This window comes from Hydrogenovibrio sp. (assembly GCF_049975065.1).
In the GTDB taxonomy this organism is placed as follows: domain Bacteria; phylum Pseudomonadota; class Gammaproteobacteria; order Thiomicrospirales; family Thiomicrospiraceae; genus Hydrogenovibrio.
This window is the reverse complement of record NZ_JBNGDN010000060.1, coordinates 1-12,602: the sequence shown is the minus strand read 5'-3', so window position 1 is coordinate 12,602 and position 12,602 is coordinate 1. Positions and strand designations below refer to the sequence as shown.

16 protein-coding genes and 2 tRNA genes are annotated in these 12,602 nt (G+C 49.3%); 15 read left to right on the top strand and 3 right to left on the bottom strand.

Translation table 11 applies throughout. The annotated features are described in order from the left end of the window. Positions 1 to 219 precede the first annotated feature (219 nt). The 10 genes from rpsF to ACP5D0_RS07650 all read left to right on the top strand — a co-directional run bounded on the left by rpsF (position 220) and on the right by ACP5D0_RS07650 (position 8,244). Positions 220 to 561, top strand: a complete 342-nt coding sequence (rpsF, locus tag ACP5D0_RS07695; RefSeq protein ID WP_472365083.1) for a 30S ribosomal protein S6 — start codon at positions 220 to 222, stop codon at positions 559 to 561. A 2-nt stretch (positions 562 to 563) separates the two neighbouring features. Continuing rightward, positions 564 to 791, top strand: a complete 228-nt coding sequence (gene rpsR / locus ACP5D0_RS07690; RefSeq protein WP_472365082.1) for a 30S ribosomal protein S18 — start codon at positions 564 to 566, stop codon at positions 789 to 791. Positions 792 to 829: 38 nt separating this feature from the next. Beyond that, positions 830 to 1,717: a DUF2232 domain-containing protein gene (locus tag ACP5D0_RS07685; protein ID WP_472365081.1), complete on the top strand. Its 888-nt coding sequence runs from the start codon at positions 830 to 832 to the stop codon at positions 1,715 to 1,717. Positions 1,718 to 1,750: 33 nt separating this feature from the next. Then, entirely contained in the window at positions 1,751 to 2,203 is a 453-nt protein-coding gene (gene rplI, locus ACP5D0_RS07680; protein ID WP_472365080.1) for a 50S ribosomal protein L9, read from the top strand. A gap of 343 nt (positions 2,204 to 2,546) precedes the next feature. After that, positions 2,547 to 4,028 carry a replicative DNA helicase gene (dnaB, locus tag ACP5D0_RS07675; RefSeq protein WP_472365079.1) on the top strand — a complete coding sequence of 494 codons (1,482 nt, stop codon included), beginning with the start codon at positions 2,547 to 2,549 and terminating at the stop codon, positions 4,026 to 4,028. Between the two features lie 141 nt (positions 4,029 to 4,169). After that, positions 4,170 to 5,246 (top strand): alanine racemase, encoded by a 1,077-nt coding sequence (alr, locus tag ACP5D0_RS07670; RefSeq protein ID WP_472365078.1) that lies wholly within the window; start codon positions 4,170 to 4,172, stop codon positions 5,244 to 5,246. Between the two features lie 70 nt (positions 5,247 to 5,316). Continuing rightward, entirely contained in the window at positions 5,317 to 5,934 is a 618-nt protein-coding gene (locus ACP5D0_RS07665; RefSeq protein ID WP_472365077.1) for an NUDIX domain-containing protein, read from the top strand. A gap of 2 nt (positions 5,935 to 5,936) precedes the next feature. Continuing rightward, positions 5,937 to 6,374, top strand: coding sequence for a hypothetical protein (locus tag ACP5D0_RS07660; protein WP_472365076.1), 438 nt, complete (start codon positions 5,937 to 5,939; stop codon positions 6,372 to 6,374). A gap of 5 nt (positions 6,375 to 6,379) precedes the next feature. Continuing rightward, positions 6,380 to 7,771 (top strand): MATE family efflux transporter, encoded by a 1,392-nt coding sequence (locus tag ACP5D0_RS07655; RefSeq protein ID WP_472365075.1) that lies wholly within the window; start codon positions 6,380 to 6,382, stop codon positions 7,769 to 7,771. Next, on the top strand, positions 7,768 to 8,244 hold the full coding sequence (locus ACP5D0_RS07650) for a YchJ family protein (RefSeq protein WP_472365074.1): 477 nt from the start codon (positions 7,768 to 7,770) through the stop codon (positions 8,242 to 8,244). The genes ACP5D0_RS07655 and ACP5D0_RS07650 overlap by 4 nt, the downstream gene beginning before the upstream one ends. On the opposite strand, the gene ACP5D0_RS07645 is transcribed toward ACP5D0_RS07650, so the two are convergent. Continuing rightward, positions 8,220 to 8,435: a hypothetical protein gene (locus ACP5D0_RS07645; RefSeq protein WP_472365073.1), complete on the bottom strand. Its 216-nt coding sequence runs from the start codon at positions 8,433 to 8,435 to the stop codon at positions 8,220 to 8,222. The two genes, ACP5D0_RS07650 and ACP5D0_RS07645, sit on opposite strands and share 25 nt — an antisense overlap. 149 nt (positions 8,436 to 8,584) lie before the next feature. On the opposite strand from ACP5D0_RS07645, the gene ACP5D0_RS07640 reads away from it, so the two are divergent. The 3 genes from ACP5D0_RS07640 to ACP5D0_RS07630 all read left to right on the top strand — a co-directional run bounded on the left by ACP5D0_RS07640 (position 8,585) and on the right by ACP5D0_RS07630 (position 10,019). Beyond that, entirely contained in the window at positions 8,585 to 9,706 is a 1,122-nt protein-coding gene (locus tag ACP5D0_RS07640; RefSeq protein WP_472365072.1) for an SPOR domain-containing protein, read from the top strand. Between the two features lie 129 nt (positions 9,707 to 9,835). Continuing rightward, positions 9,836 to 9,922: transfer RNA gene (locus ACP5D0_RS07635), tRNA-Leu, on the top strand. A gap of 20 nt (positions 9,923 to 9,942) precedes the next feature. Beyond that, positions 9,943 to 10,019 (top strand) — tRNA-Val (locus ACP5D0_RS07630). Positions 10,020 to 10,212: 193 nt separating this feature from the next. On the opposite strand, the gene ACP5D0_RS07625 is transcribed toward ACP5D0_RS07630, so the two are convergent. Together ACP5D0_RS07625 and ACP5D0_RS07620 are read right to left on the bottom strand one after the other, a co-directional pair. After that, a complete protein-coding gene (locus tag ACP5D0_RS07625) occupies positions 10,213 to 10,527 on the bottom strand; it encodes a CcdB family protein (protein ID WP_472365071.1) in 315 nt (104 codons plus the stop codon). Continuing rightward, positions 10,527 to 10,772, bottom strand: a complete 246-nt coding sequence (locus ACP5D0_RS07620; RefSeq protein ID WP_472365070.1) for a type II toxin-antitoxin system CcdA family antitoxin — start codon at positions 10,770 to 10,772, stop codon at positions 10,527 to 10,529. Before ACP5D0_RS07620 ends, ACP5D0_RS07625 begins: the two co-directional genes overlap by 1 nt. 274 nt (positions 10,773 to 11,046) lie before the next feature. Here ACP5D0_RS07620 and ACP5D0_RS07615 point away from each other — a divergent pair, with 274 nt between their 5' ends. Both ACP5D0_RS07615 and ACP5D0_RS07610 read left to right on the top strand, forming a co-directional pair. Further along, on the top strand, positions 11,047 to 12,177 hold the full coding sequence (locus ACP5D0_RS07615) for a Fic family protein (protein WP_472365069.1): 1,131 nt from the start codon (positions 11,047 to 11,049) through the stop codon (positions 12,175 to 12,177). A 90-nt stretch (positions 12,178 to 12,267) separates the two neighbouring features. Then, positions 12,268 to 12,396: a hypothetical protein gene (locus ACP5D0_RS07610; RefSeq protein ID WP_472365068.1), complete on the top strand. Its 129-nt coding sequence runs from the start codon at positions 12,268 to 12,270 to the stop codon at positions 12,394 to 12,396. The last annotated feature ends 206 nt before the right edge of the window (positions 12,397 to 12,602 follow it).

Below are 12,602 nucleotides of genomic sequence, written 5' to 3'. Positions count from 1 at the left end.
ATTTTTTTATTTCGACGTTTTGACGCGTGTGCTTTTAATTTAGCTATTCTGGCTATTCGGGCTTAAATAAGTGAATGATTTTAGTTTGAAAAAACCTTGAAAACGTTTATAATGCCGCACTTTCAGTTTATTAAAAATTATTAACAATCTGAATTTCCTTGCTTCATCGGCCGGAATCGCGCCGGGAAGCTGACTTTTAATCCATAAGGAGATCCATAAATGCGTCATTATGAAGTCGTATTTCTAGTGCACCCTGATCAAAGTGAACAGGTGCCTGCCATGATTGAGCGTTACCGCGGTCTGATCGAAGAAAACGGCGGTGCCGTGCATCGTCTGGAAGACTGGGGGCGTCGCCAGCTCGCCTACCTCATCAATAAAGTCCACAAAGCCCATTACATTCTGATGAACATCGAATGCGATCAAGCCACGCTGGACGAGCTTGATAATCTGTTCTATTACAACGATGCGGTATTGCGCAATATGTTCATCAAGCGTAAAGAAGCGGTGACAGAGCCATCGGCGATGGCCGCTCAGAAAGACGATAAGCGTAGAGGAGAGTAATCATGGCTAGAGGTTTTGGAAGAAAAAAATTCTGTCGTTTTACCGTGGATGGTGTCAAAGAGATTGACTATAAAGACCTGGACACCCTGAGAAGCTATATTACGGAAACCGGTAAAATTGTACCGAGCCGCATTACGGGAACCAGTGCGAAATACCAGCGTCAGTTGGCTACGGCCATCAAACGCGCACGTTACCTAGCGTTGTTGCCTTACACGGATCAGCATAAGTAATCGGATCTTTTAGTTGGAAATAAAGCGAAGGACAGATCATGCTGAGTGTCGCCAATTATGTCATGAAAGGGCCGATGCAAGCGTATATTGCGATTCTGCTCCTGTCGGCACTGACGGTCTGGATCGCACCGTTCGGCGTCTTGGTCGGGGCGATCATCGCGCTGGTCACACTTCGCGTCGGTGAGCAGGAAGGGTTAAAGGTTCTGGCGGCGGCCATGGTCGTCAATCTGGGACTCAGCTTTGCCATGTCCGGTTCCATTTGGCCTGGCCTGGTCAGTGTCATGGAATATATGCTGCCGATCTGGCTGTTAAGCTGGGTGTTGCGAAACACCGGTTCCATGGCCTTGAGCCTGACGCTGGATATGCTGCTGGTGGGGGGCGGTGTCATTGCCTTTCATTTAGCCGTTGGCGATACCACGGTTTGGTGGCAGTCGGTGATGACTGAGTTTGTCAAACCGGTGTTTGACCAGGCCGGTACCCCTTACCCGGAAGCCATGTTGGCTGAGTTGGTTCAGGTGGCGACCATGCTGCTGGCGATGTTTGTGGTGCTGCTGTGGTTTGCCATCGTGCTGTTGGGACGTTGGTGGCAGAGTGCCTTGTATGTGCCGGGGCAGTTTCGTGCCGATTTCTATGAAATTCGGTTGCCGAAAGGATTGGCAGGCTTGGCGGTTCTGGTGGCCTTGGTCGGGCTGTTTACCCAAAGCGATCTGATTCAGGACTTGTCCGGTGTGTTAATGGCCGGGCTGCTGTTTCAGGGCTTGGCGGTGGCGCACCACACGGTCAATAAGCGCCAGATGAGCACTTTTTGGCTGGGCGGTTTGTATGTGCTTCTGTTTTTATTTCCACAGGCCATTTTAATTTTAGCAACCATCGGTTTGATTGACATTTGGGTGGATATTCGAAACCGGTGGACAGAGGCCGAGTAGGGCCTAAACGCATTTAACTTTAGAGGGTTAATCATGAATGTTATTTTACTTGAAAAGGTTCAGAACCTGGGTTCTTTGGGCGATCAGGTGACTGTTAAGTCCGGCTTTGCGCGCAATTTTCTGATTCCGCAGGGTAAAGCCAAGCCAGCCACCAAAGAAAATATCGCTGAGTTTGAAGCGCGTCGCGCTGAGCTTGAAAAATTGGCCGCGCAAGCTTTGGCTGACGCCCAAGCGGTTTATGAAAAAATGAACGGTGTGGTGGTGACCATTGAATCCGTTGCGGGTGACGAAGGTAAGTTGTTTGGTTCCGTTGGCACCGCAGACATCGCCGATGCGCTTTCCAGTCTTGGTTTTGAGGTTGAGCGTAAGAATGTGCGCATGCCAGAGGGCGCGATTCGTTTCGTCGGCACGTCTGAGTTTGACGTGGAGCTGCACTCTGATGTGGTCGCTTCTATCACGGTAGATGTAAAAGCCGCCGAGCACTGATTCGACCGGCTTTGTTGCGGACACCTTCACATCCCTGTGAAAAGGTGTTTCAAGCTTTAAAAGCGAGGCGTGGCCTCGCTTTTTTTATGTCGGCGATTCGATGCCGATGCTTTTGAGGTGGATGATTCAGCCTCTCCCTGAAACGGGTTTCAACGCAATTTAGCCACTCGGAAAAACGCTTTAAAACCTGTCTTTGCCGTATAATATGGGGTTTCCAGAATCGTGAGGCGTGTGTTGTTGCGCCGCGGATTTTGCGGTATTCATGATGTTTTATCGCTTATGATCGCTTATGACCGCATAGGGTTCTCTGAATTCTTGTTAATCCCCAGTGGGTTTGTACCAAATGACTGAAGACGATTTTTTTAAAACGCCGCCCCATTCGATTGAGTCTGAACAGGCGGTGATCGGCGGCTTGTTATTGGACAATGAAAAGCTGGCCGATATTTCGGCTCTGCTGATGGTGGATGATTTTTACACGCTTCCGCACCGCCTGATTTATGATGCGATTCTCGAACTCAGTAACCGTAACACGCCGTTTGATGTGGTGACGGTCATTGAAATGCTGGCGTCCAGAGGACAATTGCAAGAGGTAGGCGATAAGACTTATTTGATTGATTTGGTGACCAATACCCCCGGTTCCGTCAATATCCATTTTTACGCTCAAACGATTCGTGACAAGTCGATCCTCCGTTCCTTGATCGCCGCGTCGAATGAGATTGCTGAAGCCAGTTATTTTCCCCAAGGTAAAGACATACGCGATGTGTTGGACTTTGCCGAGTCCAAAGTGATGAGCATCGCCGAGCAGGGTGCCAATAAACAACGAGAATACCAGACGATACAGCCGCTGCTTCAAAAAGCGGTGATGACGATTGACGAGCGTTTTAATAATGATGGTGGTCTCACTGGGCTGGCGACAAAATACACGAAATTTGATGAGTTGACATCCGGTTTACAGAACGGCGATTTGATTATTGTCGCTGGGCGTCCATCAATGGGGAAAACCACGTTTTCGATGAACCTGGCCGAGAATATCGCTTTGCAAAATCATCCTGTTGCGGTTTTCAGTATGGAAATGCCCAGTGAGCAGCTGGTGCTGAGAATGCTCAGCTCGGTAGGGCGAATCAAAGCCGACCGCATCCGTACCGGGCGAATGGAGGGGGAAGATTTTACCAATTTGACCCGAGCCGCGGGTCAGTTGGCAAAAACCCAGATTTACATCGACGACACCCCTGCATTACGCATCACCGATTTGCGTGCGCGTGCCAGACGCATCGACAAAGACATTCGCGATGCCCAGTTAAAAGCCGCTAAAGCGGAACTGGAAGCGCGTGAGGCGGCGGCAAAAGAAGCGGGTAGAAGCCTTCAGGAAAGTGAACGCCTGGTGCCGGAGGACGCGGTGACCGGCTTGCGCTTGATTGTGATTGACTATCTGCAACTGATGCGAGGTTCTACCAACACCGACAACCGTGTTAATGAAATTTCTGAAATATCCCGTGGCTTGAAAGCCATTGCCAAAGAGTTGGAGCTTCCGGTTATCGCGCTGTCACAGCTCAGTCGTAATCTGGAGCAACGCCCTGATAAGCGCCCGAAAATGTCGGATTTGCGTGAATCGGGCGCCATTGAGCAGGATGCGGATTTGATTTTATTTATCTATCGGGATGAAGTGTACAATCCCGATGTCGATAATGAGCGTAAAGGTGAGGCGGAGATTATTGTCGGTAAACACCGAAATGGCTCGCTGGATACGGTGTATTTGACCTTTTTGGGTGAGTACACCAAATTTGAAAATCACATACGTCTTGAGGCAACTGAACAGTATTATTAGCCTGAATAGCCCCTAGATTCGTGAATGATTCTTATGAATCGAACCCGACCGTGAAAGACGACGTGTGCCCGAACTGTGGTTGAATTTCACCGTGAAAACCGTTTCACTGATTTGATTACGTCCCGTAAAGAGTGACTCATTATGCCGCTTTATCGCCCAATCCAGGCCTGTATTCACCTGTCGGCCTTTCAGCATAACTTAAATGTAGCACGCACCTTGGCACCGCAATCCAAAGTGTTGGCAATTGTAAAATCCAACGGCTACGGTCACGGTATTGAAACTGTGGCGCGTGAATTGGCGCAAGCCGATGGGTTTGGGGTGGCCTCCATTGATGAAGGGATGGCTTTGCGGCAAAGAGGGTTTTTACACCCAATAGTGTTGTTGGAAGGGGTGTTTTCCGAAGCGGAATGGCCGCTGGTCGCGCAACACCGGTTGGAAGCCTCGCTGCATAACTGGCAACAGCTTGAATGGTTGCAGCGCAGTCGCATCCGAACGCCGCTGACTCTGTGGCTGAAAGTGGACACCGGCATGCATCGCTTGGGATTTGAGGTGTCGGAATTGGATAAGGTGCTGGCCGCTGTGGAGGCGCTGCCGATGCCGGTTCAGGTCTGCTGGATGTCGCATCTGGCATCGGCGGAGGAATCGGAAGCCTTTTCGATGCAGCAATTTTCGGTTTTTGAAAAAATGACGGCCGCTCGTTCTGATATGAAAAGCCTGGCCAATTCCGCCGCGATCCAGCGTTATCCGCAAATGCATTACGATTGGGTGCGCCCCGGCATTATGTTGTATGGGGCGGGTGCGGAAGCACGATTGGGATTGCAGCCCACTATGAGCCTCATTTCAAAAATCATCAGCCTAAAATGGGTGCCTGCCGGGGAGTCGGTCGGCTATGGCCAGGCCTGGGTTGCGCCGCGCCGCAGTTTGATTGCGGCGGTGGCGGCGGGCTATGGGGATGGGTATCCGCGTTGTGCGCCCGCCGGTACACCGGTGCTGATCCATGGGCAACGAATGCCGATGGCCGGGCGGGTGTCGATGGACATGCTTTCCGTGGATGTCACCGAACTCGCGGAGCGGGTGGCCATCGGAGACAGTGCCATTTTATGGGGGCAGGGGTTGCCGGTGGACGAAATCGCCCAGGCCTGCGGCACCATCGGCTATGAACTCTTGTGCAATGTCACCCAGCGAGTGCCGCGGCTGGACTGTGAGCAGGTGGGTTAAATCGGCATGAGTTGTATTGAATGATGTTGAATCATGTTGAATCCTGTTGAATTCAAGTAAGGAAAAATTGGTGTCCAAGGACAAACAAACTCACGAAGCTGAAAAGCGCATTGAAATCGCCGCCACCGAGCGAGGCTACGACGGTTTTTTTAAAATCGACCGTGTGCATTTTCGCCACACCTTATATCAGGGCGGTTGGTCGCCTTGGATTGATCGTGAATTGTTTGGGCGCGGTCAGGCCGTGGTGGTATTGCTGTACGATTTGGCCGCAGAACAGGTGGTGTTGGTGGAACAGTGTCGCGCCGGTGCCTTGCCGCAAGCACTGGAGCAAAATGACCAGGCCTGGTTGATTGAGCCAGTTGCAGGGATGATTGACGAAGGCGAAACTCGCCTAGCGGCCTGCGCGCGCGAGGCTTATGAGGAAGCCGGTGTCTCCGAGGCGACGTTTGAATTCATTTGCGAGTTTTACCCCAGTCCGGGCGGCAGCAGCGAAATTCTGCATCTGTACGCGGCGGCGGTGGATTCAACCGCCTTGCCCGAGTTTGGCGGTCAAGCCGATGAAGTGGAGGATATTCGTTTGGTGAAACTGGACTTTGAAACGGCGCTGGCATCTTTGCAACAGGCCAAATTCAATGTCGCCAGTACCATTATTGCCTTACAATGGCTGTTTTATCAGAAACTTGGTTAACTATGTTGTGTTTATTTCGAAATTCCCGAATTGCGTTTCCGTTAAGTTGGCTGGTGCTGGCATTGAGTCTGGCAGGCACGTTTTATTGGCTGCACTTTGCCTTTATTGAAAAGGCGTTTTTAGCGAAAATGCTGGCCGGTGAAGCGCTGTTTGTTGATTTACTGCTGGGGTTGCCGGTGGTGCTGGTGTTTGCGTTGGTCATTTACGCGATGATTTTCTGGAGCCTGAAAGTGGTGATTATCTTTCTCTGGCCGAGTCAGATTATTCAGTTACCCAATCCAACGCATGAATTGAGTGACGAATTGGATCCCAGCCTTGAAGAAGACTATTGGCAGCGGGATGAAGCAGATCGTCCAGACGCCGAATCGCCGAATCGGCCAAATCAGCTTAATCAGCCGTCACACCAAGAGTCGAGCTCAAAACGTGATGCGTCTCACTGAGTTGAATGATGGCGGTGTCTGAGCCACTGGCGCTCTACCGGCAGGAGCTTAAACAGCTGATTCGCCTGGCTTGGCCGATTCTGTTGGCGCAGCTGGCGTTAACCGGTTTGGGCGTGGTGGACACCATTATGTCAGGGCGGGTTGGCACCGATGATTTGGCGGCCATCGGCTTGGGCACCAGCCTGCTGTTGCCAGTGTTTATGATCTCGACCGGGGTGCTGCTGGCTTTAACCCCGTTGGTGGCGCGGCAGAAGGGGCGGCAGGCCTGGGGAAATGTGACGCAATATTTGCATCAGGCCATCTGGGTATCCGTACCGCTGGGACTGGCGTCCATGGCGATTTTAATGAATCTGCAATGGGTACTGGACTGGCTGACTTTATCGCCAAACGTCTATCAGCTCACGGCTGACTATCTGTATTACATTGCTTTCGGCCTGCCCGGCATCGCGCTGTATCAGGCATTTCGATTTTTCTGGGAAGGTCTGGGGCTGACGTTGCCGACCATGGTCATCAGCGTGCTGGCGTTGCTTCTCAATATACCGCTGAATGCAATGTTCATTTATGGTTTCGGATCCATAGACGCCTACGGCGCCGCCGGGTGTGGGATTGCTTCGGCCATCGTGATGTGGTCTATGCTGCTGGGCGCAATCGGTTATGTGGTGGCGTCTCGTCACACCGCACATCTGGTTCAATTGCGCCGCCGCGAATTCCAGCGCCCAAGCTGGTCTTTGGGCGTGCGCGACCTGCTGGCGCTGGGCGTGCCCAATACCTTGGCGTTGCTGTTTGAAATCAGTATGTTCAGCTTTATTGCATTATTCATTGCCAAGCTGGGTGCGGTGGTGATTGCCGCGCATCAGGTGGCGATCAGTTACACTTCCATCGTGTTTATGATTCCGTTGAGCATCGCAATGGCGATTACCGTTCGAACCGGGCTGGCGTATGGAAAAGCGAGTCTGCCCGATTTGAAACGGAGCCTGTTCACCGGCATTGGTTTTTCAGCCCTGGTCAGTTTGATGACCGCACTGGCCACTTATCTGGGGATGCACCTCATTGCTTCTTTTTACACGCCGGATATTGAGGTGATTGCGCTGGCCGCCACCTTGCTGGCGCTGGCGGCGCTGTATCAGTTTTTCGATGCCGTGCAAGTGGCGTGTGCAGGGGCTTTGCGGGGCTTGCACAGCACCCAGGTGATTATGGTGGTGACCTTTATCAGTTATTGGCTGATCGGTCTTGGGCTGGGGTATTATCTGGCGTTTAATGGCATCAACGGGTCGCCCCTTGGCGTGGTCGGTTTCTGGTATGGTATTGTCATTGGTCTGACATTGGCGGCGTTTCTGTTGTCGATAAAACTCTATTACCGCGTTGTTCGATTGGTTGAAAAAGGGGAGCTGCAATGAAATCAATGCCATCAACGTCAACGGCCGCCGAACAATCATTTTGCCTTTGCGGTCGCAAAGTGCCTTATCGTGACTGCTGTGAACCCTTTCATCTGGGTCGAGCTTGGCCGGAAACCGCCGAACAATTGATGCGGTCGCGTTATGTGGCTTATGCCCTGCACCTTAAAGACTACCTGTTGCAAACATGGGATCCAAGCACGCGCCCCAGCGATTTCACCTTTGATGAAAATTTACACTGGCAGAAGCTGCGCATACTCAAAACCAAACGTGGCCGAGCACAAGATAACACAGGGTCGGTGGTGTTTCGTGCTGAATATTGTTTAAAGGACGGTGGCTTGAATGGTCAGCCGGACAGGGTTGATTCTTCTGGTTCGGTTATCGAAAAGGGCGTAATGACCGAAAAGAGTCGCTTTGTACGCGACCATCGCCAGTCCGGTGCGCCCTGGGTTTATTTGGATGGCGAATTATCTTGAGAAACGCTTTGAGCCGTGCCGTTTTCGTTGGACGATGTTTCTGAGTGTTTATCCGGTTGGGAGGCTTCCGGGTTTTTAAAAACACCATGCAACCACCACATAGCCAAGCCCACAATGGTGACACTGACCAACACCATGCCGATGGTAATCAATAAAGCGGAACCGACATCTTCTAACCCAATACTGTACATAGTTTTTTTATCCTTAATCCGGTCGGCGCTTCGATACCGAATCCGTAAATATCCCTTTGCAAAGGCCGTGTAACATTCTACAATACGAGAGCGATTGAGATTCAACTAATCGCGCCCAGAAACGAAACCCAACACAAAGAAATTGTCGAATGGCGCAAACCATCTCAGAACTGGAAAAAGAAAGAGCCGAATTACTCAAAGTCATTCAAAGTCAGGCTCAGCAAAGGTCTTCAAGCCGTCAAGGCGATTCGCAGGCCACAGAACATTCACTTACAGATTGGCTTTCAGCCGCAGAGGAAGTTATGCCCAGTACTCCCAAAAGACCCAACGCCCCTCAAAACGACAAGCCCGCCAAGTCGAAAGCGAGCAAAGCGTCCTTTTTCGGTGTCATCATTATGCTGTCGCTGTTATTGACCATTTTAGGGGTGCTGTACATTGCTTACACCAGCATCAATAACGAGCTGAAAAAAGTGCTCGCCGTTAATGAACAGGCCATGAGTGAAGTGAGCTTGCTCAAAGAAGGCATGAGCGAGCTGCAAAAAAACATGGCCTCCGGCGGCCAAGGCGAACTGTTCGAACAGCTGCAGCAGCGGGTTAAACTGTTGGAGGCTGAAGTGCAACGTTTGAAAAATCAACCGGTCGTCGTCACCGAAACACAAGAAACCCTGCAAACTGAACCCCTTTCCGCGGCCCCCACTCAGCTCCCCCCCAATGTGGTGACCACCGAAATACTGGAACAGAAACTTCAGGAATACACTTTGGGTTTGGATAAAAAACTGGAAGTCATTCTTAAACGTCTGGCGCAAGCCCCAGCCAGTCAACCTGAGACCGCTGAAGTGGCGATACGCGAAGAAGTACAGCAGGCGCTGGAAGTGCCGCAACCGGTCGAACCCAGCGTGAAACCGCTCAAGCAACCGGTGGTGCGTTTGGTGGAAACCGTGCAAGCCCCCGCTGAACCGGAAGCGGCGCCACCGGCTCAAAACTTCACCGGCGACGTCAAGTGGTTGGTTGAAGAACCCGCGCTCAATTACACCTTGCAACTGGCCAGCATGCAAGAACGCAGCTCCGTGGAAAAAATGATTCGTCAAAAAGGGCTGGAAGGCGCACGCATTATCCCGATGGAGCGCAAAGGCGAACCCTATTTCGTGCTGTTAACCGGCAGCTACGCCTCACGTTCCGAAGCCGACAGCGCCGCCAAACGCTACAAAAAAGATTTCGGTATCGCCCCCTGGGTTCGCAAAATCAAAGACTTAAGCAGCAAAGTACAATAAGACCGCCAAGGCCGCTTATCCACCAGGCCTGGGCAGAATCAACAAAGCCGCACTCGGCTAAAAATTCACCGAAAAACGTTTGACTTGTTGCCGAATACTCACTATAATTCGCGCATCTTTTTTCACAACGCCAGTGTGATGAAATTGGTAGACATGACGGATTCAAAATCCGTTGCTAGTGATAGCGTGGCGGTTCGAGTCCGCCCACTGGTACCATCTTTCTCGTATATCTATATACGACCGTAGCTCAGTTGGTTAGAGCACCACCTTGACATGGTGGGGGTCGGTGGTTCGAATCCACTCGGTCGTACCAATTTTCCACTTAAACAATAAATAAAAAGAGACGTTTAGCGATTATGGCGTTTGCAACCACGTCAGCGCGGCTTGCTCGTCTTCAAAATACTCGATGTCACCGGAATAATTGGGGGCGGAGTAAAATTAAATCTGACTTATAAACCTTCATTCAAGTCATCGTAAAAACCGCCAGGCCTGGTGGTTTTTAATGATTAAAACCCACTAATTAAAAAATCCAGTGCAGAAACTATATCGGTATGTAAATGGGATAGGGAGCCAATCGGGTCTCCGAGTTCTTTTATTGGGATTGAGCCCAGTTGATGCGTCATTAAAATTAGCTTTTCGCCCGCAAATTCAATGACGGGTGACAGTCCTTTGATTTGCATTGTGGAATAGTTCGTAGAACGTGCTAACGGGATAACAACTCGACTGGGTAAGTCTTCCAAAATGGGATGTTGAATATCAATCAGGTAAGGATAAGCTTCATTGTCGCCAGACGTGTTTTGATAAACGGTAAATTGCGACATTAAAATACTCTGTGCTTTCTGCCAAAGCAGCCGTTTTGGCCGATAAAATCGCAATTCGCTTTAATGGCGTCGGCATTTTCTCTTTTCCAGTCTTCTTGCGTTTGTTTGACAAGAAGTTCTTTTAAAGCTTCTTCCAGCGTTGAGGATAAGTTGATGCCTTGCGCTTTTGCTTTTTGCAATAAGTCGCTGTTGATACTGAGGTTCGCCGCTTTTTTAGAAGCGTTGATGTCATAAAGATGAGCCATATTCAACTCCTGTTAAATAGGTGGATGCGCATGATTATACGCATTAGCACAAAAGCAATCAATGTTTCAGTGACTTATGGCTAGAGAGAAAAAAGGGGTGCTACCCTTTAATTAAAATCAATCGAGTCTGACCCATTGCATTGATTTTAATAACCAGAAATTTTAGGGGTCAAAGTCGCTTGCGGTGTTTAATGATCTATTCACCGCAAATTTTGCATGGAATAACGGTATAATCAGCGCATAATAATTGAAAACTACTCAAAAGGTCCAGCCTATGTGGTTATGGCAAGAACCCGATTTTCCAAACTTTACCTGGAATGAAGCGGATATTCTCAAAATTATTGCTGAAATTCGCTATCAGCAAGGATTATTGCTCGGACGAATTCAAGATGTTGGATTTGAAGAAAAAGGATCTGCCATCATTGAAGCTCAAACCCAAAACGTTATTAATTCAGCCTTAATCGAAAACGAGCACCTCTCGTTATCGGATGTCAGATCCTCAATCGCCAGACATCTTGGATTCCAAAAAGATTATCAAAAAGCCGACAGAAAAACAGAAGGCATGGTTGAAATGCTATTGGATGCCACCGATCAGTCCGATAAGCCTCTGACCAAACAACGTTTGTTTGGGTGGCATAACGCCTTATTTCCAGATGGATTTAGTGGCATACATGCCATCACAGTTGCTCAATGGCGAGAAGAATATGCTGATCCCATGCAGGTCGTCAGTGGAATGGGTGATCGCTTGCGAGTGCATTTTGAAGCCCCACCTGCCAGCCGAGTAGAGAGCATGATGCAGCAATTTTTTGACTGGGCAGAAAATGAAGCATTAGAAGCATTAGACCCGATCATTAAATCCGGTATAGCGCATCTTTGGTTTTTAACGATTCATCCGTTTGAAGATGGCAATGGCAGAATTGCGCGTGCGATTTCTGATGCCTTCTTAAGTCAATCCGACGGGGTTAAACAGCGTTTTTACAACCTCTCGTCGCAAATTCAAAAGGACAAAAAGAATTATTACAAAAGGCTGCAAATGCAGCAGCGTGGCGATTTAGACATCACCCCTTGGCTAACTTGGTATTTAAACGCGGTTGAATTAGCGCTTAAATCCGCAAATCACAACCTGAATCAAATCTTGTTCAAAAGCCAGCTTTGGCAAAAAATTAACAACCAGCAAAGCGTCAATGAACGACAAAAAATCATCATTAATCTGATGTTGTCTGCGGATTTTAAAGGCAATATCAACACATCCAAATATGCCAAGCTCTGTAAATGCTCACCCGACACGGCGCTCAGGGATATCAATCAGCTTAAAAAACGAGGGATTTTAATAAAGAACCCCGAAAACAAAGGACGTAACACCAGTTATTTTCTAACAAACAGTTGGGAACTCATTGATAAATAAAATCGCACACAAAAGGGAGTGTCAATACTAGACTTTTCTCTTTAGCTTGCTTAACCGGAAAAACAAACGCACAAATAAAAGGGTGGGATAATGCCTTCGTGGTTAAAGACGGCATTGAAACAGGCGAGCCAAACGAAATACCATGTGATTGCTTGGATTCATCTATTAAATCAAGCGGTAGCGCACTCACAACAAGAACGGCCAGGCCTGGTGAAATAATCAAAACCATGCGTCATCTGATCAGACAAGACAGGCTGGCAGGCGACCCCATTGGAGACAGCGGCAACGAGAAAAATTAAATTTACTCTGACACCTTTATTTAGCTTAACATTTAGTATAAGGCACTTTTGCCTTGTAATTTTATATTGATGTGCCTTTCAGGTATTTAGGCTCTTATATTGAGTCAAACCTGTTATTTTGACAGG

What these genes read in the sequence shown, in the direction of transcription:
- rpsF (WP_472365083.1), top strand. Translation starts at nt 220, where the DNA reads ATGCGTCATTATGAAGTCGTATTTCTAGTGCACCCTGATCAAAGTGAA.
- rpsR (WP_472365082.1), top strand. Translation starts at nt 564, where the DNA reads ATGGCTAGAGGTTTTGGAAGAAAAAAATTCTGTCGTTTTACCGTGGAT.
- ACP5D0_RS07685 (WP_472365081.1), top strand. Translation starts at nt 830, where the DNA reads ATGCTGAGTGTCGCCAATTATGTCATGAAAGGGCCGATGCAAGCGTAT.
- rplI (WP_472365080.1), top strand. Translation starts at nt 1,751, where the DNA reads ATGAATGTTATTTTACTTGAAAAGGTTCAGAACCTGGGTTCTTTGGGC.
- dnaB (WP_472365079.1), top strand. Translation starts at nt 2,547, where the DNA reads ATGACTGAAGACGATTTTTTTAAAACGCCGCCCCATTCGATTGAGTCT.
- alr (WP_472365078.1), top strand. Translation starts at nt 4,170, where the DNA reads ATGCCGCTTTATCGCCCAATCCAGGCCTGTATTCACCTGTCGGCCTTT.
- ACP5D0_RS07660 (WP_472365076.1), top strand. Translation starts at nt 5,937, where the DNA reads ATGTTGTGTTTATTTCGAAATTCCCGAATTGCGTTTCCGTTAAGTTGG.
- ACP5D0_RS07655 (WP_472365075.1), top strand. Translation starts at nt 6,380, where the DNA reads ATGATGGCGGTGTCTGAGCCACTGGCGCTCTACCGGCAGGAGCTTAAA.
- ACP5D0_RS07650 (WP_472365074.1), top strand. Translation starts at nt 7,768, where the DNA reads ATGAAATCAATGCCATCAACGTCAACGGCCGCCGAACAATCATTTTGC.
- ACP5D0_RS07645 (WP_472365073.1), bottom strand. Translation starts at nt 8,435, where the DNA reads ATGTACAGTATTGGGTTAGAAGATGTCGGTTCCGCTTTATTGATTACC.
- ACP5D0_RS07640 (WP_472365072.1), top strand. Translation starts at nt 8,585, where the DNA reads ATGGCGCAAACCATCTCAGAACTGGAAAAAGAAAGAGCCGAATTACTC.
- ACP5D0_RS07625 (WP_472365071.1), bottom strand. Translation starts at nt 10,527, where the DNA reads ATGTCGCAATTTACCGTTTATCAAAACACGTCTGGCGACAATGAAGCT.
- ACP5D0_RS07620 (WP_472365070.1), bottom strand. Translation starts at nt 10,772, where the DNA reads ATGGCTCATCTTTATGACATCAACGCTTCTAAAAAAGCGGCGAACCTC.
- ACP5D0_RS07615 (WP_472365069.1), top strand. Translation starts at nt 11,047, where the DNA reads ATGTGGTTATGGCAAGAACCCGATTTTCCAAACTTTACCTGGAATGAA.
- ACP5D0_RS07610 (WP_472365068.1), top strand. Translation starts at nt 12,268, where the DNA reads ATGCCTTCGTGGTTAAAGACGGCATTGAAACAGGCGAGCCAAACGAAA.